General features: G+C 58.1%; 14 protein-coding genes, 1 tRNA gene and 2 rRNA genes (1 of these 17 cut by a window edge). 9 read left to right on the top strand and 8 right to left on the bottom strand.

What is annotated here, in order from left to right; translation table 11 throughout:
• The 3 genes from GbCGDNIH6_RS11670 to GbCGDNIH6_RS11660 all read left to right on the top strand — a co-directional run.
• Positions 1-2,186 (top strand): 23S ribosomal RNA (locus tag GbCGDNIH6_RS11670); it begins 552 nt to the left of the window's first position.
• Positions 2,187-2,289: 103 nt separating this feature from the next.
• Positions 2,290-2,404: ribosomal RNA gene (rrf, locus tag GbCGDNIH6_RS11665) — 5S ribosomal RNA — on the top strand.
• Positions 2,405-2,441: 37 nt separating this feature from the next.
• A tRNA-Met gene (locus GbCGDNIH6_RS11660) sits at positions 2,442-2,518 on the top strand.
• A 318-nt stretch (positions 2,519-2,836) separates the two neighbouring features.
• Here the strand turns inward: GbCGDNIH6_RS11660 and GbCGDNIH6_RS11655 are convergent.
• Entirely contained in the window at positions 2,837-3,307 is a 471-nt protein-coding gene (locus GbCGDNIH6_RS11655; protein WP_072564109.1) for a DUF3576 domain-containing protein, read from the bottom strand.
• Positions 3,308-3,462: 155 nt separating this feature from the next.
• Entirely contained in the window at positions 3,463-4,137 is a 675-nt protein-coding gene (locus tag GbCGDNIH6_RS11650) for a thiamine phosphate synthase (RefSeq protein ID WP_072564108.1), read from the bottom strand.
• Positions 4,138-4,189: 52 nt separating this feature from the next.
• Between GbCGDNIH6_RS11650 and GbCGDNIH6_RS11645 the strand changes: the two genes are divergently transcribed.
• Positions 4,190-4,900 (top strand): YggS family pyridoxal phosphate-dependent enzyme, encoded by a 711-nt coding sequence (locus GbCGDNIH6_RS11645; RefSeq protein ID WP_072564107.1) that lies wholly within the window; start codon positions 4,190-4,192, stop codon positions 4,898-4,900.
• 99 nt (positions 4,901-4,999) lie between these two features.
• Entirely contained in the window at positions 5,000-6,898 is a 1,899-nt protein-coding gene (locus GbCGDNIH6_RS11640) for a potassium transporter Kup (protein ID WP_072564106.1), read from the top strand.
• A gap of 15 nt (positions 6,899-6,913) precedes the next feature.
• Here GbCGDNIH6_RS11640 and glgA read toward each other — a convergent pair whose 3' ends face one another.
• Together glgA and glgC are read right to left on the bottom strand one after the other, a co-directional pair.
• A complete protein-coding gene (gene glgA, locus GbCGDNIH6_RS11635) occupies positions 6,914-8,356 on the bottom strand; it encodes a glycogen synthase GlgA (protein WP_072564105.1) in 1,443 nt (480 codons plus the stop codon).
• Positions 8,357-8,389: 33 nt separating this feature from the next.
• Entirely contained in the window at positions 8,390-9,643 is a 1,254-nt protein-coding gene (glgC, locus tag GbCGDNIH6_RS11630; RefSeq protein ID WP_072564104.1) for a glucose-1-phosphate adenylyltransferase, read from the bottom strand.
• A 213-nt stretch (positions 9,644-9,856) separates the two neighbouring features.
• Here glgC and GbCGDNIH6_RS11625 point away from each other — a divergent pair, with 213 nt between their 5' ends.
• Positions 9,857-11,650, top strand: coding sequence for an ABC transporter ATP-binding protein (locus GbCGDNIH6_RS11625; protein ID WP_072564588.1), 1,794 nt, complete (start codon positions 9,857-9,859; stop codon positions 11,648-11,650).
• Between the two features lie 7 nt (positions 11,651-11,657).
• Here the strand turns inward: GbCGDNIH6_RS11625 and GbCGDNIH6_RS11620 are convergent, their stop codons facing one another.
• A complete protein-coding gene (locus tag GbCGDNIH6_RS11620; RefSeq protein WP_072564103.1) occupies positions 11,658-12,584 on the bottom strand; it encodes a LysR family transcriptional regulator in 927 nt (308 codons plus the stop codon).
• Positions 12,585-12,682: 98 nt separating this feature from the next.
• Here GbCGDNIH6_RS11620 and GbCGDNIH6_RS12520 point away from each other — a divergent pair, with 98 nt between their 5' ends.
• Positions 12,683-12,844 (top strand): hypothetical protein, encoded by a 162-nt coding sequence (locus tag GbCGDNIH6_RS12520; RefSeq protein WP_157692431.1) that lies wholly within the window; start codon positions 12,683-12,685, stop codon positions 12,842-12,844.
• A gap of 74 nt (positions 12,845-12,918) precedes the next feature.
• Here the strand turns inward: GbCGDNIH6_RS12520 and secB are convergent, their stop codons facing one another.
• Positions 12,919-13,458 carry a protein-export chaperone SecB gene (gene secB, locus GbCGDNIH6_RS11615; protein ID WP_408874870.1) on the bottom strand — a complete coding sequence of 180 codons (540 nt, stop codon included), beginning with the start codon at positions 13,456-13,458 and terminating at the stop codon, positions 12,919-12,921.
• A 103-nt stretch (positions 13,459-13,561) separates the two neighbouring features.
• A complete protein-coding gene (locus GbCGDNIH6_RS11610; RefSeq protein WP_072564102.1) occupies positions 13,562-14,116 on the bottom strand; it encodes a histidine phosphatase family protein in 555 nt (184 codons plus the stop codon).
• 247 nt (positions 14,117-14,363) lie between these two features.
• On the opposite strand from GbCGDNIH6_RS11610, the gene GbCGDNIH6_RS11605 reads away from it, so the two are divergent.
• The gene (locus GbCGDNIH6_RS11605) at positions 14,364-15,050 is read left to right on the top strand and encodes a Tim44/TimA family putative adaptor protein (RefSeq protein WP_072564586.1); all 687 of its coding nucleotides are present in this window, start codon (positions 14,364-14,366) and stop codon (positions 15,048-15,050) included.
• 84 nt (positions 15,051-15,134) lie between these two features.
• Positions 15,135-16,289, top strand: coding sequence for a murein transglycosylase A (gene mltA, locus GbCGDNIH6_RS11600; protein WP_232449836.1), 1,155 nt, complete (start codon positions 15,135-15,137; stop codon positions 16,287-16,289).
• A gap of 20 nt (positions 16,290-16,309) precedes the next feature.
• On the opposite strand, the gene GbCGDNIH6_RS11595 is transcribed toward mltA, so the two are convergent.
• On the bottom strand, positions 16,310-19,033 hold the full coding sequence (locus GbCGDNIH6_RS11595) for a response regulator (protein ID WP_072564100.1): 2,724 nt from the start codon (positions 19,031-19,033) through the stop codon (positions 16,310-16,312).
• Positions 19,034-19,087: the final 54 nt, after the last annotated feature.

Raw genomic sequence — 19,087 nt, 5'->3', positions numbered from 1 at the left:
AATGGGTCAGCGAGTTTCTGTTTGCAGCAAGCTTAAGCCGATAGGTGTAGGCGCAGCGAAAGCGAGTCTGAATAGGGCGTCAAGTTGCAGGTAGAAGACCCGAAACCGAGTGATCTAGCCATGGCCAGGCTGAAGGTGCGGTAACACGCACTGGAGGGCCGAACCCACGCCTGTTGAAAAAGTCGGGGATGAGCTGTGGCTAGGGGTGAAAGGCCAATCAAACTCGGAGATAGCTGGTTCTCCGCGAAATCTATTGAGGTAGATCGTCGCGTGTTTACCCCCGGGGGTAGAGCACTGGATGGGCTAGGGGGCTCCAAAGGCTTACCAAACCTAACCAAACTCCGAATACCGGGAAGTATAGCGCGGCAGACAGTCCATGGGTGCTAAGGTCCGTGGACGAGAGGGAAACAGCCCAGACCGCCAGCTAAGGTCCCCAAGTTGTGGCTAAGTGGGAAAGGATGTGGGAATTCCAAAACAACCAGGAGGTTGGCTTAGAAGCAGCCATCCTTTAAAGAAAGCGTAATAGCTCACTGGTCTAATAGAAATCCTGCGCCGAAAATGTAACGGGGCTCAAGCCACACACCGAAGCTGCGGGTGTAGAGTGATCTACGCGGTAGCGGAGCGTTCCGTAGGCCTGTGAAGGGAGATGGGGTGACCCCTCCTGGAGGTATCGGAAGTGCGAATGCTGACATGAGTAGCGACAAACAGTGCGAGAAACACTGTCGCCGAAAGTCCAAGGGTTCCTGCGCAAGGTTAATCCACGCAGGGTGAGCCGGCCCCTAAGGCGAGGGCGAAAGCCGTAGTCGATGGGAATCAGGTGAATATTCCTGAGCCTGCTGGAAGTGACGAATGTGAAGCGTTGTGGGGACTTACTGGATTGCCCCTGCAGCCGGATCGTTCCGGGAAATAGCTCCAGCGAATAGACCGTACCCGAAACCGACACAGGTGGACTGGTAGAGCATACCAAGGCGCTTGAGAGAACGATGTCGAAGGAACTAGGCAAATTGCTTGCGTAACTTCGGGATAAGCAAGACCCATGTCCGGGCAACCGGGTGTGGGTGGCACAGACCAGGGGGTAGCGACTGTTTAGTAAAAACACAGGGCTCTGCGAAGTCGAGAGACGACGTATAGGGTCTGACGCCTGCCCGGTGCCGGAAGGTTAAGAGGAGGTGTGCAAGCACTGAATTGAAGCCCCGGTAAACGGCGGCCGTAACTATAACGGTCCTAAGGTAGCGAAATTCCTTGTCGGGTAAGTTCCGACCTGCACGAATGGCGTAACGACTTCCCCACTGTCTCCGGCATCGGCTCAGCGAAATTGAATTCCCCGTGAAGATGCGGGGTACCCGCGGTCAGACGGAAAGACCCTATGAACCTTTACTGCAGCTTTGCAGTGGCACCAGGAAAATGCTGTGTAGGATAGGTGGGAGGCTTTGAAGCATGGGCGCTAGCTTGTGTGGAGCCAACCTTGAAATACCACCCTGCGTTTTTCTGGTGTCTAACCGAGACCGGTCAGCCCGGTCCGGGACCCTGCATGGCGGGCAGTTTGACTGGGGCGGTCGCCTCCCAAATGGTAACGGAGGCGCGCGATGGTGGGCTCAAGCCGGTCGGACATCGGCTGTTGAGTGCAATGGCATAAGCCCGCCTGACTGCGAGAGCGACAGTTCGAGCAGAGACGAAAGTCGGCCATAGTGATCCGGTGGTCCCGCGTGGAAGGGCCATCGCTCAACGGATAAAAGGTACTCTAGGGATAACAGGCTGATCTCCCCCAAGAGTCCACATCGACGGGGAGGTTTGGCACCTCGATGTCGGCTCATCACATCCTGGGGCTGGAGCAGGTCCCAAGGGTTCGGCTGTTCGCCGATTAAAGTGGTACGTGAGCTGGGTTTAGAACGTCGTGAGACAGTTCGGTCCCTATCTGCCGTGGGTGTTGGAGACTTGAGAGGATCTGTCCCTAGTACGAGAGGACCGGGATGGACGCACCTCTGGTGCACCGGTTGTCGCGCCAGCGGCACAGCCGGGTAGCTATGTGCGGACGGGATAACCGCTGAAAGCATCTAAGCGGGAAACCCACCTCAAAACCAGGTCTCCCTGAGGGCCGTGAAAGACCATCACGTCGATAGGCCAGGTGTATACGTGCGGTAACGCACTCAGCTAACTGGTCCTAATAGCCCGATAGGCTCAAGAACTTCCATCATGCACAGAAGTCATCCACACATGACACACAGCACATCCTAAAAAATACCAGAACATCCCATCACAACACCACCACCAAAAAGGTGGGTTGGACGACCTGGTGGCTATGGCGGGGAAACTACACCCGATCCCATCCCGAACTCGGACGTGAAATGCCCCAGCGCCCATGGTACTGCATCTCAAGATGCGGGAGAGTAGGTCGCCGCCAGGTCTTCCAACCCACCTCTATCGCTACCTACCACCACAAACGCGGGGTGGAGCAGCCCGGTAGCTCGTCAGGCTCATAACCTGAAGGCCGCAGGTTCAAATCCTGCCCCCGCAACCATCTCAAATGCTAATGCCAGATCGCGCATATCAGCCGCCCCAATCGGGCGGCTTTTTTGCGTCCGTTAGATTATTTCCGCAGTTGCACATAACATTTATCTTTCTCCTTATTGGCATTGGCTATGTGAAAAGCTGAAGGGCAGCTTGAGGCATTCCTTTGCTTGAAATTCCTGAAAAAATGCCTCGGTCAGATATCATTGCCGCTATTTCAGAGGTTGTTGTTACACTTTGAAAAGACAGGCGTGAGAAACGAGACAGTGGCATGTGGTCGCCCGGCTTCGAGCCACTGATTTAATACCAGCCACTGGAAAAAACCGTTTTACTGCTGCTGAAAACCGGCTGCTCGCAGAGAGCGGGCGCGCATCAAAATCTTGTTTTCGATTTCAGTAACGGTTTCCTTGTCGACGGGTGCTTCTTCCCATTGTCCGCCCTTCTGCACCTGCCGGAACAGGGAGACGCGCACACCATCACTGCGCATGACCGGGCTGAGGATATAGGCCGTCACCTTGAACCGCTCGCCGGGAGAAGAGGGGGGCTGATACCAGTTGGTGATGATGACCCCACCATACGGATCAGCGGACTTCAGGGACATGAAGGACAGCGTGTCGAGCGTCGCGCGCCACAGAAAAACATTCACTTCCTGCCCGGGTTTGGCCCCATTGCTGATGCTCTGTGCGGCCGCCTGATTTTGTGGATCGGTAAAATCCTTGCTTTCGTTTTCCTGACTGCTGCAAGCGGCCAGCAGCAGAAGAGCGGAAACGGCGATGGCTGAACGATAGGATAAAGACATGTCGTATTCCGGAACGGTAAGGACCGATAATGGGCAGGCAACAAGATGCGGTCCATGCCCTATTACCGTCAGAGCAGACGCAGGCCAAGCCATCCCTGCTTCACGATTCCTCATACGATTGTTGCGCCAGATTACGTCAGCAGAGAGCGGTGCCGTCAGTGCCTTGTATGCAGGGCACCAATAGCCCCCACATTCAGGATGCCGCTGATGCGGAATAAACCCGCATGTCGTCCTTTTATCCCACCCAGAGCGGCAATGTACGGCTGGTGGTGAAGACCGCGGCCAGCCATACGAACAAGCCGGTTCCAGTGTCCGGCCCCCAGAGCGGCTGCCCCCGGATGGCTTTCCGTCGGCAGAAACGGGGAGAAGAAAATCAGGCCAGCGCCCAGACGGTGTGCACGGCGTAGCTCAGGGATTGTATGGGCAGAGGCGGTGGTTATCGGTCGGCCTCGCAAGCCAGGGGGCAAGCCAGGGGGCAACGCAGGGGGAAGACAGGTGGAAGCCTTGTCGGCTCTGTTGGCTAATCTGCCGCCGCGTCGATGGGGTTGCGTCCGCATCGGCAGGCCCCCGGGGATGCAGCCAGAGACGCTCAGCATCAGCCGCCGGGCACGGCAGAGCCGCATGACCTGACGTAACAGAGTTGCCCGTACGGTGTCAGGCAGGGCATCATGGCGAAAGACGACGCCGCATAATCCGCGCGGCAACCGGGCAATGTCAGGGCGTGGATCGGGTACACGGCGATGATCGGTGAACAGCCAGAGGGGCGGTGGTGCGTTGCGGGGGGCTTTGGCCTTGACGGCGCGCGCCCAGGCAATGAGCTTTTGGTCCATGTCCTTGCAATCTTACGCTGATACTTCTCTCTCAGACCAGCAGCCTGACCTTATGAGCGCTGCTTTGGCCAATATTCGGGCACGGATCGATGCGGCGGCGCGTCTTGCCGGACGTGACCCGCAGACGGTGACGCTTGTCGCGGTTTCCAAAACGCATGGTCCTGACGCGGTGGCGGCGGCGCGCCAGGCAGGGCAGAGCGTGTTCGGGGAAAACAAGGTGCAGGAGGCTCTGTCGAAGTTCCTGCCGCTGCGTGACGAAGCCGATCCTCCCACCCTTCATCTGATCGGCGGCCTTCAGACCAATAAAGCCCGGGAGGCGGTGCGTGTGGCCGATGTGATCGAAAGTCTGGACCGTCCGCGTCTGGCCGATGCACTGGCATTGGCCGCGGAGAAGGAGAAGCGTCTGCCCCGCCTGCTGGTGCAGGTGAATGTCGGGGATGAGCCGCAAAAATCAGGTATCCCCACGCGGGAGGCTGATTCGTTTATCGAGATGTGCCGGCATCGTTTCGGGGATGCCTTATGCGGCGTGATGGGTATTCCACCGGCGGATGTCGATCCGGGCCCCTATTTTTTGTGGCTGGCGGCAGCAGCAGCGCGCCATGGATTGCCGGTTATTTCCATGGGCATGTCAGGTGATTTTGAGCAGGCCATTGCCAATGGGGCAACGCATGTGCGAATCGGCACAGCCATTTTCGGTGCCCGGCCCCGTCCATCTGTGGCGGAACACTCTTCTCCGTCCGTGCCGGATGGCGGACATCTTTAAACGCTCATTCTTCATGAGAATCGGGCATATTGACTGGCACGTCCTGTGCCATCGACTGAACTCTCGACTGGACGACGGCTTGAACGGGGAAGTGATATAATGTCGGCGGCGGAAAAACTGGCGGCTGACGAAAAAAAGCCCACTGGTCTTGTTATGTTGCTGGGCGCGCTGGGGGTGGTGTTCGGCGATATCGGGACCAGCCCGCTTTACGCCTTCAAGGCGGCTCTGCTGCATTTTCAGGATGATGGGTCCGTTATTAACAGGCTGGAAGTCTATGGTGTGTTGTCCATGGTCTTCTGGTCACTGGTATTGATCGTCACGGTCAAATACGTGCTTCTGGTGATGCGGGCCGATAATCAGGGGGAGGGGGGTATCCTGTCTCTGATGGCGCTGGCCCAGCGTGTCGCCAATCCGGGACGCATGCGGTACTGGCTGGGTATGACGGGAATCATTGGCGCCTGTCTGTTCTTCGGGGATGGCGTCATTACCCCCGCGATTTCAGTTCTGTCGGCAGTGGAAGGGTTGGAGATCACCTATCCCGCCATGAAGGATTACGTGTTGCCGATTGCGTCCGTCGTGATCGTGGCGCTGTTTATGGTGCAATGGCGCGGGACCAGCATCATGGGCCGCGTGTTTGGTCCGATCATGGCGGTCTGGTTTCTTCTGATCGGATTGCTGGGTCTTCTGGCGATCCTGCATCACCCAAAGGTGTTACTGGCGCTGTCCCCCGGTTATGCGGGGCTGCTGCTGATCCAGCACAGGCTGTTGGCCTTTATTGTGCTCGGCTCCGTCGTGCTGGCTGTGACGGGGGCAGAGGCATTGTATGCCGATATGGGGCATTTCGGCGGCCGGCCCATCAAGCAGGCCTGGTTATGGATCGTGTTGCCGGCCCTAACGTTGAATTATTTCGGACAGGGTGCCCTGATCCTGCATGATATCAAGGCGCTGGATAATCCTTTTTTCCTGCTGACACCGCCTTGGTTGCGCCTGCCGATGGTGTTGCTGGCGACGGCTGCGACTGTGATTGCCAGTCAGGCGATGATTTCAGGCGCGTTCTCGATGGCACGGCAATGCGTCCAGCTGGGTTTCCTGCCGCGTATGACGGTGCGCCATACCAGTGAGACGGAGCAGGGGCAGATCTATGTGCCACAGGTGAACAGCGCCTTGCTGATCGGAGTGCTGGCGCTGGTTCTGACCTTTCGCACCAGTGACAATCTTGCGGCGGCTTATGGTATCGCCGTGACGGGAACGTTTCTGTGCACGGGTATTCTGGCCGTGGTCGTGTTCCGCCGTCAGTTCGGTTGGAGCCGTCGCAGTGTTATGGCTGTGTTTGGCTTTTTCTTCCTGTTGGACAGTCTGTTTTTCGCCTCCAACATGCTGAAGATCCCGCAGGGTGGTTATGTGCCGCTGGTGTTGGGTGGGCTGCTGATGGCGATGATGACCAGCTGGAGCGCGGGGCGTCGTCTGCTGATGAGCAGATGGAGGCAGGACAGCCTGCCGCTGGCTTCCTTTCTGGCGCGCCTGCCTCAATCGCGGATTCTGCGTGTGCCGGGAACGGCTGTGTTCCTGACCGGCAATCCGGATTATGTACCGGGCGCGCTGCTGCATAACCTGAAGCACAACAAGGTGCTGCATGAGCGTGTCCTGTTCCTGACCGTCAAGACGCTCGACCAGCCCGAAGCCGGGCCGGATCAGCATCTGGAAGTCGAGGAGCTGGCAGAGAATGTCTATCGTGTGATCATACGCTATGGCTTCAAGGAAAGCCCGAACATTCCCCGTGATCTCGATGCGCTGCGTGCTCGGGGTGTGCCGATCGAATCGATGCAGGTTTCCTATTTCTTCGGTCGGGAAACCATTGTGGCCGGGAAAGCGCCGAAAATGCCGCTCTGGCGTCTGTGGCTGTTCCTGGTGATGGCCCGTAATGCGGTGCCGGCGACGGAGTTCTTCCGCATTCCCAGCGATCGTGTGGTGGAGCTGGGGGTGCGGGTTCCGATCTGATCGATCAGGCGGTTTTTAATGGGGCGAGAGCAACTGAGTGTAGAGCGCGACATAGGCTGTGCTCCGCAAGGTCCAACTGCTATCTGTCTCCATGCCGCGATGCTGAAGCCGCTCCCATATTTCGGTCTGATGGAACAGCCGGATAGCGCGGGAGAGCGGTTCGATCAGACTATCTTGTCCGTCCGGCTGGAACATCAGTCCCGTGGCAACGCCTGCCTCACAGGCGGCGGTATTGGCGTCGATGATGGTGTCTGCCAGGCCCCCCACGCGGGACACGATGGGAACCGCGCCATAACGCATCGCGTAAAGCTGGGTCAGACCGCATGGTTCGAAACGCGAGGGGATCAGCATGGCATCGGCGCCGCTGAAAATCTGGCGGGACAGGGCCTCGTCATATCCTGAAAAGACGGCAATCTGCTTTGGATGAGTTTGCGCCGCTTGTAACAATCCCTGTTCCAGCCCCTTGTCTCCGCTGCCCAGCACGACCAGTTGAGCCTGTTGTGAGATCAGGAAAGGCAGAGCATTCAGAACCAGATCAATCCCTTTCTGGCCGGTCAGGCGGCTGACAATGCCGAAGAGCGGGCCTGCTGAGGAATCCAATCCAAACCGCGTGCGCAGGGCCTCCCGATTGATGGTCCGGTGTTCGAGGCTGTTACGATCGAAATGGGCTTTCACATGCGGATCATGGGCCGGATTCCACTCGGTCATGTCGATGCCGTTCAGCACGCCGTTGAGCACGGCGGCGCGGTCGCGCAGCAATCCTCCCAGCCCCATGCCCCCGATATCGGTCTGGATTTCACGGGCATAGCTCGGGCTGACGGTGGTCAGCGCATCGGCATAATGCAGCCCTGCTTTGAGCAGCCCGATCTGGCCATAATACTCCACTCCATCCACCGAGAAACTGTCGGGCGGCAAAAGAAGGGCGGCCAGACGATCCCGTGGGACAACGCCCTGAAAAGCCAGATTATGGATGGTAAAAAGGACGGGTGGTCTTGGTGCGGCTTCCGATAGAGCCAGATAGGCGGGGACAAGCCCTGCCTGCCAGTCATGCGCGTGCACGATATCCGGCGTCCAATCCGGCAGAATGCCAAGGGCGATATCGGCTGCCACCCGGCAGAGAGCGGCGAAGCGCTCGGCATTATCGGCCCAATCCTGCCCGTTGGCATCCGTATAAGGACCACCGGGACGATCATAGAGATGCGGTGCATCCAGCAGATACAGGGTCAGTCCACCGGTGAGGCGGGCCTCAAGAATACTGGCTGCTCCACCGAACAGATCGGCGTAATGATGAACCGGACGTGTCTCCGGCCTCTGCCTTAACCCGGCATAAGCAGGCAGCAGGGTGCGCATATCCACATCATGTTCGGCAAGCGCGGCTGGAAGCGCCCCGGCAACATCAGCCAGCCCTCCGGTCTTGATCCATGGATAGGCTTCCGAAGCCACATTCAAAACACGCATCTGGACAGGAACCGATCAGAACAGGGAAAACGATCAGCCGAGCCGGTCAATCATGGGCTGGGTAATCAGGCAGATGCCTTTTTCGGTGCGGCGGAACCGTTTCGCGTCCAGCTCGGGGTCTTCACCGACGACCAGCCCTTCCGGAATATGCACGCCCCGATCCACCACGGTGTTCCGTAACCGTGCGCTGCGGGCGATATCGGCATAAGGCAGTACAATGGTGCCGTGCAGCTGTGAGAAGGAGTGCACACGACAGCCGGTAGAGATCAATGATCGGCTGAGCGAGGCCCCGGAAACGATGCATCCGCCCGCGACGAGACTATCCACGGCCATGCCGCGCCGTCCCACATCGTCATAGACGAATTTTGCAGGTGGGCTGATCTCATTATAAGTCCAGATTGGCCAGCCTGAATCATACAGATCGAGCGTCGGCACGACATTGGTCAGATCGAGATTGGCTTGCCAGTAGGAATCCAGCGTCCCGACATCCCGCCAGTAAGGCTCTGCTGTTTTGCTGCTGCGCACACAGGAATTGCTGAAGCGATGCGCGATGGCGGTGCCGTTTTTAACCAGATCCGGAATGATGTCGCCGCCGAAATCGTGTTTTGAGTCAGGATCGGCGGCGTCGCGGCGCAGAACATCGAACAGGAATTTCGTTTTGAAAACATAGATGCCCATGCTGGCAAGGGCTATGTCGGGCTGTCCCGGCATGCCGGGCGGATCGGAGGGTTTTTCCAGAAACGCTGTAATCCGACCCGTATCATCCACCTGCATGACGCCGAAGCCGGTGGCTTCCTCTCGCGGGACTTCGATGCAGCCGACGGTCACATCGGCCTGACGCTCCACATGTTGGTGGAGCATGATTTCGTAATCCATCTTGTAAATATGATCACCCGCCAGAATGATCATGTATTCCGGCTCATATCCCGCGATGATGTCCAGATTCTGATACACTGCATCCGCGGTGCCTTCATACCACTGGGTTTCGCTGACACGCTGGCTGGCTGGCAGGATATCGAAGCCCTCATTGCGCTCGGGACGGAAGAAATTCCATCCACGCTGCATGTGCCTTATCAGCGAATGGGCTTTGTACTGAGTGGCGACCCCGATGCGGCGGATGCCGCTATTGACCGCGTTGGACAGGGCAAAATCAATGATGCGTGATTTGCCGCCAAAGTAAACAGCCGGTTTCGCTCGTGTATCCGTCAGCTCCAGCAACCGGGAGCCACGCCCTCCCGCCAGGACATAAGCCATTGTGCTGCGGGCGATGCTGCTGGTACCGCTCATGCTGATAGTTCCCGGACCTGAATTGCAGGGGCAAGGCGTCAGTCGATCATGAAACTGTAGAAGGTCTGCCACGATCCGCACAGGGTGGATGCAGGGAATGATCGAACATTATTCTGGTCGCCATATTTCACATCTTCCCTGTTGCTCTCTTTACGGGGATGGATCCGTCATTCGGCATGGCTGCTGCATTGCCTGAAAGATAACGAACGCGTCATGACAGTTTACCGCGATCGCATGGGTGCCGTTGCCATGGTGCTCAGATTTTTATTCCGTCATTGGGGTCGGCAATGGCGGATGGTGCTGCTGACGGCCCTGACGATGATGGCAGGAACCATTGCCGATCTGGGGCTGCCGGTTTTGTCCGGCTGGCTGGTGGATGCCATATCGGCCGTCCCTGATGCAGGGCTGCGACCTTGGGATCCGTGGACGATTCTGGTCATGATGGGATTGCTGGGGGCTCTGGTCGTCGGTGCCCGCCATGTTTCGTTCGTCGCGATCACGGCTCTGACCCTGCGCCTGATGGAGCAGATTGCAGCCGATGCATTTTATCGCGTGCAGCGTTTTTCCACGGACTGGCACGCCAATAATTTCGCAGGTTCGATTGTCCGTAAAGTCACGCGTGGAATCTGGGCGGTCGATCTGCTGAACGATACCTTGCTGACCTCGCTGTTGCCGGCTCTGACAATTCTGGTCGGCTCCGCGCTGCTGCTGGGCTGGTACTGGCCGGGGATGGGGCTGGCAGTCGGGATCGGTGCCATTTTCTATATCGGGCTGTCGGTTACTTTGTCTTTGCTTTGTGTGGCCCCGGCGGCCCGCCTGTCCAACCGTCAGGATACAAGGATGGGAGGCGCCATGGCAGATGCTGTGACCTGCAATGCTGTCGTCAAAGCCTTTGGTGCGGAAGCGCGGGAGGACAGGGTGCTGGGCAGGATCCTCACCAAATGGCGGCAGCGCACCCGACGCACCTGGATATACGGGACCAATAGCGGCTCGGCGCAGATGCTGGTGCTGCTGGCCTTACGGACGGTGATTATCGGTTACGCGATTGTGCTGTGGTCATGGGGACAGGCGACACCGGGCGATGTGACCTTCGTGATGACGGCCTATTTCGTGGTGCATGGCTATCTGCGGGATATCGGGCAGCATGTCGCCAATCTCCAGCGCTGCGTGAACGAGATGGAGGAACTGGTGGAAATGCAATCCCATCCGCTCGGTGTGGAGGACCGTCCCGGAGCTGTACTCTTGCGGGCCAGCCAGGGAGAAATCACGTTCGATCACGTGACGTTCCGCTATGGCAGTCACACCACGCCCCTGTTTGAAGATTTTTCCCTGCGCATCGCAGCGGGGGAGCGGGTGGGGTTGGTCGGACATTCCGGATCCGGCAAAAGCAGCTTCGTCAAGCTGCTGCAGCGTCTGTATGACGTTACCGATGGCCGCATCCTGGTAGATGGTCAGGATATTGCCACTGTGACTCAGTCATCCTTGCGCGGTCAGATGGCGCTGGTCCCGCAGGAGGCTGTGCTGTTTCATCGGTCTCTGGCTGAAAACATTGCCTATGCCCGTGCCGGTGCCTCCATGGAGGAGATCATGCAGGCGGCCCGCCTCGCGAATGCGGATGCGTTCATTCGTGCCCTGCCCCAAGGGTACCGCACCATGGTGGGAGAGCGCGGTGTCAAGCTGTCAGGAGGCGAGCGCCAACGTGTTGCGATTGCCCGCGCCTTTCTGGCCGATGCTCCGGTGTTGATTCTGGATGAGGCAACGGCCAGCCTCGATTCCGAGTCGGAGGCGTTGATTCAGCAAGCGATGGAGCGGCTGATGGCCGGCCGAACCTCGATCGTGATTGCGCATCGGCTTTCCACTGTTCGGTCGATGGACCGGATTCTGGTGTTCGATCATGGCCGGATTGTCGAGGAAGGCACCCATGACAGTCTGATCCAGAGAGAGGGCGGGCTGTATCGCAGGCTGTTCGAACGACAGGCCATGGGGCTGGTGCAGGAGATGTCCTGACGGAGGCTTATTTGTGCATCTGGTCCATCAGGCTGGCGACCGTATTGCGCAGCCAGCGATGGGCCGGATCATTGTCATAGGAGCTGTGCCACAGCATCGAGAGGCGGAATGGCGCCAGTTCAAAAGGCAACGGGCTGACGCATAGCCCATGCGCCGAGGCGGCCGAGCGTGCCAGCGTTCCCGGCAGGGTCGTAATAATCGGCGCCCCCCGCAACACATAAGGCACGGAGAGAAAATGCGGTGTGGTCATCACGATGGTCCGCGTCCGCCCCAGCAGGGACAGCGCATCATCCGCCACCCCATGGAAGATGCCGCGCAGGCTGACCAGTACATGCGGCAGGGATGCATATTGGTCCAGCGTGATCGGTCCCTCTAGCGTAATCTGCTTTGGATCATACAGGCACAGATAGGAATCCGGTGTGAAATTGCGCCGTTTATGAACGTTGCCACCATGGCGGAAAACGCCAATGCCCATATCCAGCTCATCACGATCCAGCGCTTCCAGCACGCGCAGACCATCGGTGAAGATCGCCTGGATACGCATGCCGGGGGCCTCTTTCAGCATCATGTCCAGCAAAGGCGGCATCAGCAGGCTCTCGATATTATCGGCCAGTCCGATCCGCCAGATGCGCTCTGCTGTGGCGGGGTTGAAGCTGCGTGTGGTCAGCAGCTTGTCCTGCACAGTCCAGAGCAGATTGCGGACTGTCTCGGCAATCGCACGTGCGCGGGGCGTTGGCTCCATGCCGGAGGGGGTGCGGACAAATAATTCATCCTGCAAGGCTTCGCGCAGCCGGGCGAGATTATGACTCATCGCCGATTGCCCGACCCCGATGCATTCGGCGGCTTTGGTCACGCTGCGCTCGGTATAGATCGCATCGAAGGCGGTCAGGAGGTTCAGATCAAGGCGGGACAGATTACGATGAACGATGGACATTATGATAAGGATCGATTGGATTAATACTGTAGGAAAGATCACATTCTCTTTGCAAGGCCGGCACGGGGCCGGCTTCTCGCTGAGAAGGTCCTCGTTCCATGAAAACATCCATTCTGATGCGTTGTCCCACCCCAATCCGGGCCGCTGCCCTGATGCTGTCCGGTCTGGTTCTGGCAGCCCTGATCATGATCGCTTCCGCCAATCATGCGCATGACGCAGCCTGCGGGGTGAGGACCGAAGCGGTTGCCTGCACGCTCTGACCAGATCAACCCATAACAAAAACGGGCCTCGTGAGAGGCCCGTTTCCTGTTCAACATCCTGCAGAAGCCTGAGATCAGGCGTTCCCGACTGTTTCCTGCTGCTGCTGGGCACGACGTGCCTGCCACAGTGCGACAAAGTCGATCGGCTGAAGCTGGACCGGCGGGAAACCACCTTCGCGTGTGACGGTCGCGAGGATCGTGCGGGCGAAGGGGAACAACAGACGGGGGCATTCAACCAGCAGCACCGGTTCGATGCTTTCATCCGGGATGCCGGTCAGCGTGAACACGCCACCATAGGACAGCTCGGCGATGAAGACAGTATTGGCCTTTTCCTCGCCTTCGATCCGCTCGACGGCCTCTGCACGGATGGCCAGGACGACTTCGTAGATGTGAGCCTGTTCTTCCAGACGGCGAACCTGAACGTCCAGATTCAGATCAACCTGCGGCTGCGTGCGCAGGGCTGCAAAAACCTGTGGTGCGCCCGGAACTTCAAAAGAAAGATCTTTTACATACTGGACATTGACCACGAGCGGCGGACCAGCCTGCGGGCCAGTGCTGGCGGTGTTTTCGGTTACGGCCTCGTCCTGCACGTCCTCGTCAGTCGTATCGTCAATGTCAGCCATCTGGTATCTCCAAGGCTCTTAAATGATTTAATAGAGCAATATCATATTCGAAAAGCAGGCGCCAGCATAAGACGGCCTTAAACAAAAGTCATGTTCAGGCCGACCAGATAATTGTATCTGGTCCTGCCTGATGTGGATCGCAGCGTATCCATTCACCATTTGTTAATGATTGTCCTGTCATCGACAGAATAAAACCCCAATGGGTCACAACGAGAGTATTTTCCCACCCTTTGATGGCAGCCATTTCTGCCCGAAAACGTCCGGCCCGAGCGAGGATTGACGCCTCGCTTTCTGTTAATGAGGGCCACCAGATTTCATCAAGCTGGGAGAAATCATGTTCGGGCCATTCTTTCGCCAGATGGCTGGCAGGGGTGCCGATATCACAGGCAAAGGCATAGCGTTCCCGGATCAGCGGTGTGATGATCAAAGGCAGTCCAAGCTTCTGCGCAATGGGCCGTGCCGTTTGCAGGGTCCGGGTATAGGGGGACGCAAAGATGCGCTGGATCCCTTCCCCGGCAAGAGCCATGGCGGCGGCCTCAGCCTGTGCCAGACCGTCTTCGGTCAGGACAGGGTCATGAATGCCCGGATCCTGGCGTGTGGCCGTGAAGTGAAGGTTGAACTCGCTCTGTCCATGGCGCAGCAAAATCATGCGTCCTGTATGGCCTGCGCGGCCATCCTCGGCAATCGGGGATCGTGCTGACACGAAGAATTCTTTTTGACGGACCTTGTGTTTCCGGTCAGGCGATGGACTCTCCAGAGTCTGTTTTCTGATCAGGTAAGAAAGCCTGGAAGGATGAAGTCAAAACATACAAAGGTTGTGTGGAGCGGCCTGCCCCCTTATCTGAATGAGCAGAAACCGTCTTTATGTATTTTAATGGCGCGATTGGATGGCAGGTATGGAGGCTATCAGGAACGGCGATATTCCCGTCGATCTGGTGTTGCTGGGGATGATAGCGGTTTTTCTGGTTCTGCGTCTTCGCAGTGTGCTGGGGCGACGTGTCGGGTTTGAACGCCCGGAGGTGCCGGCGAATCAAGGCCGGACCGGCAACCGGATACCCGGCCTGCCGGTTCGTCTGCGTCGGCCCGATGCTGCGGCGGCCGAAGCGCGGATTCATGTCCTGCCTGATGCTTCCAGCCCGACCGGGCAGGCTCTTGCGCGTATGAGGGAGGTTGATCGCAGCTTTGATGCGGCGCGCTTTCTGAATAATGCGGAGCAGGCCTTCCGGGTCATCGTGACGGCCTACGCCCAGGGTGAGCGTGAGGCGTTGCGTCCCCTGCTGACAGAGGCGACGTTTACGATTTTCTGTCAGGCCATTGATGCGCGTGAACAGGAAGGTGCCCGGCAGCAGACGGAGATCCAGTCCATCAGGGATATCCGGATTGAAAATGCCCGGCTGGAGCAGACGCAGGCCGCTTTGACCGTTCGTTTTGTCAGTGATCAGCATAATGTCATGCTCAACCACACCGGGGAGCCGGTCGAAGGTGTCGAAGGGCTGACCGAAATTGTCGATGTCTGGACGTTTGAGCGGGATCTCGCCAGCCGTGATCCGACCTGGCGTCTGTCCGGCACAGGCAATGCCTGAGACAGGTTAATAACAATATAATATGTGACCTTTCAGAAGGTTAAGGGGTTTTTTTCGAACACAACATCATGCATGCTATGCAGCATGCAGATAAAATCTCTCTATGCGTTGTTTCTGATGGTGGTGCTGGCTTCCTGTGCTCAAACAGGGCGTGTGGGCCAGCTTCAGCCTGTGGCACTGGATGATTTGCCGGGTTGGCAAACAGACCATGTGGCGCGTGGCGTTGCTGTTTTCGCCCGGGAATGCGACCGGCTTCTAACGCTGCCGAACGATCAGACATTGGGGGGAGCCGCCGATCAGGCAGCGAGGCTGGGTGGACAGCCCGATCAGTGGCGCCCGGCCTGCAAGGCGGTTCAAGCCATTCCCGAAGGAGATGAGGAAGCGGCAAGGGCCTTTGTGCAGCGTTATTTTCAGGCTTATGCCATTTCTTCCGCCCCCACGCTTTTCACGGGATATTATGAGCCGGAGGTAGAAGGCTCCCGTTCTCCGATCGGGCGTTACCGGACACCCTTGCTGCGCCGCCCTGATGATCTGGTGTCGATGCCGGACCCGGCGGATCCTGGCGGGAAGTATCTGAGCGGCCGTATGGTCGGTGGGCAGCTGGAACCTTATTATACACGGGCGGAGATCGAGGCCGGTGCCCTGAAAAAGCAGCGTCTGGGTCTTGTATGGCTGGCTGATCCGATTGACGCTTTTTTTCTGCAGATTCAGGGATCAGGCAGGGTGCGCCTGCCCGATGGACATGTGGTACGCGTGACCTATGCCGGTAAAAACGGCCGTCCTTATGTGCCGATCGGGAAAGTGCTGATCGAACGGGGTGAGATGACGGCGGATCAGGTCTCGGAAGCCTCCATCCGTGACTGGTTGCGCACCCATCCCGATCAGGCGCAAGAGATCATGAACGCCAATCCGTCCTTTGTGTTCTTTCGTGAACTGACGGGCATGCCTGGCAATGAAGGGGCACCGGGAACGCTGGGGGTGCCGCTTAGCGCAGGACGGTCGGTGGCGGTGGATCGCCGTATCGTTCCGCTGGGCGCGCCGGTCTGGGTGGATACCACGGATCCCGGCGGCCAAAGCGCCCTTCAGCGTCTGATGGTGGCGCAGGATACCGGTTCAGCCATTAGTGGGATGACGCGGGCGGATATTTATTTTGGCTATGGCCCGCAGGCAAAGGCGGTGGCAGGGCAGATGAACCAGCAAGGACGGCTGTATGTGCTGCTGCCAAAGGCGACCGAATAGAGCGGCCGCGTCATCCGTAATCAGCCTCCATGATCAGTCCCCTGGGCCGGGCGGTTTTCCCAGGCCTGTAGCAGTGTTTTAACCAGTTCATGGGAGGTGAAGGGTTTGCCCAACAGGCAGCTGTTTTGCTTCATCTCCGCGGGCAGGCTGGGAACATCCGCGTATCCGCTGGAAAAAATGATCCCGATAGAAGGATATTGTTCACGTGCCAGACAGGCCAGCTCAACACCGGACAGGCCCGGCAGGCTTATATCAGTGAACAGGATGTCGGGCGAATGGGTTTTTAGATAGCTCAGCGCCTCCTCGGCATCTTCCGCCTCAATCGGGCTATGTCCCGCTTCCTCCAGCAGGTCGATCAGGTTCATGCGGATCAGCGGATCATCCTCGGTCACCAGAATGGTCCATTGTTGCTTCGGGGAGGCTGAGGAAAGGGAATGGCTGGAGGACAAGACATCACCGGCTGTCTGGAGGAAAGCTGTGCGCGGAAGAGGCGGCGTGGAGCGTGCGGTTATCAGTGCGGCACGGATGCTGTGGGCCAGCTTATCGCGTGAATAGGGTTTGTTCAGTAAATGAATCGGGTTGTCATCATCACGATGAACCGAGCTATCCGTATATCCTGATGTGAACAGGATGGCGGTTTCGGGGCGAAGCTGTCTGATCCTGATGGCAAGATCGGTGCCTCGCATCCTTCCCGGCATGATGATGTCTGTGAACACCAGATCAATCCGGATCACGCTGTCAAGAATTGTAAGGGCTTCGTCGGCATCGCGGGCGGTGAGAACGTTGTAACCCAGCTGACTGAGGGTTTCCTGCACGCTTTGCCGTACGGCGTCTTCGTCCTCGACCACAAGAATCGTTTCGTGTCCTTCCAGCGTGGTATTATCCAGCGCCAGAAGGGGCGTATCCGGCAGGCTGTCTTCTTCATGGGCGCGTGGCAGGATCAGGCTGATGGATGTACCACGACCTGGGGCGGAATCGATCCTGATATCGCCCCCGCTTTGTTTGACGAAGCCGTATACCATCGACATACCAAGTCCCGTGCCCTGACCTTCGGATTTGGTGGTAAAGAATGGCTCAAACACATGGGTGATGACATCGGGGGCCATGCCGCACCCCGTATCGGTGACAGTCAGCGTGACATAATCCCCTGGCTGTATTTCCAGAATCGAGCCGTTCTGGCAGGGCTTCACAACAGTGTTGGCCGTGGTGATGGTCAGGCTGCCATGGCCTTTCATTGCATCTCGTGCATTCAGGGTCAGGTTCAGGATGGCTGCCTCGATTTGCCCCCGATCAACGCGAATATTCCATGAGTCGGGAGCCGTGTGGATTCTGAGCGTAATCCCGGCCCCCAAAGTGCGGAGCAGGATATCCTGCACTGTCTGTAACAGCCGCGGCGGGCTGACCGCTTGGGGAGACAGGGGCTGCCGCCGCCCGAAGGCCAGCATCTGGGAAGCCAGACGGGAGCCGCGCTGCATCGCCTCCAACGCGGAGGTCAGGCGTCTGCGTTCAGCTGATGTTTCTGGCAGTTGCAGGATGGTCAGTTCCAGATTGCTGCCGATCACCTGAAGCAGATTGTTGAAATCATGGGCAACGCCCCCCGCCAGACGGCCGATCATTTCCATTTTCTGGGCCTGACGCAGTCTGGTTTCGGAAATTTCCCGCTCGGCGATAGCGGCGGCGACTTTCTGTTCCAGGATCTTTGCTCGATGCCGCTGCTCGCGCAGGGCAATGGCTGTGGTCAGGCCGGTGGAGACCAGATTGGCCACGAGCTGGAAAAAGCGATAATACTCTGCATCCGGTGGATAGAGCCTGCTTTTGCCCGCAATCAGCACACCGGCGATATGGTGCGTTACCTGAAGCGGAAGAATGGCCATCCGTTCCGCACTCAAAGCCGGCAGAGTGGGAAACAGTGCCCCTGACGGACCATAGACGGCATTCCCGCTGTCCAGAGCCGCCCTGATCAGGTTTTTCCAGGACTCTGAAGCGGCAACATCCTCTGCTGCCAGGAGGGTATGCTGTACGAGGGGAATGCTCAGCGTTGCAGGCTGTGCACCGTACCAGCCGATGCATTCCAGGCACTCTGGGGCTTCCCTGCGGATATAGAGGGCGGCGTGCGGCATATCCTGTGTGCTTTCACGCGCCAGAATATCCAGTGCCGAGGTCGCACAGCTTTCAACCGTGTTGCTGAGAATATTCAGGCTGATCGCCTGCAGGGTGCGCAGACGACGATCATCAATGACCCGTTGGGTACGGTCGGCGACAATGCAGAAAACGGCTTCCACCTTTCCATCCGGCCCATGAACGGGGCTGTAGGAAATATCGAAGAAAACTTCTTCCATGTACCCGTGCCGGTTGACCCTGAACGGATAGTTCTGGCCATGCACCGTCTGGCCGGTCTCCATAACCGAACGTAGCAGCGGTTCCAGCACATCCCACACTTCCTGCCAGTTTTCCTGTGCCGGGCGGCCAAGCGCACCCGGATGGTGGCTGCCGATGGCAGGGGCGTAGGCATCGTTGTACAGCGCGATCAGCCTCGGTCCGCAGAACATGGCGATCTGTGCTTTGGCATTGAGCATCAGCGCAACCGCATTACGAAACGGTTCGGACCAGTTTTCGGGTGGACCGATCAGGGATGCGCCCCAGTCCATGGCGCGCAGATAAGTAATGATTTCTCCGGGAGCCGCATCCGGAAAAAGGACCGGTGCTGAATCGTCGCAGCCGGAGAGAGATTCAGGCGGGCACATGGGCATCCACTCTTTTCAAATACGATGACCGGGCCTGAATGAAATTCAGGCCTG

The sequence above is a fragment of the Granulibacter bethesdensis genome (assembly GCF_001889525.1).
In the GTDB taxonomy this organism is placed as follows: domain Bacteria; phylum Pseudomonadota; class Alphaproteobacteria; order Acetobacterales; family Acetobacteraceae; genus Granulibacter; species Granulibacter bethesdensis_C.
Note: the sequence above shows the minus strand (reverse complement) of the source record. Positions and strands in the feature narration are given on the sequence as shown.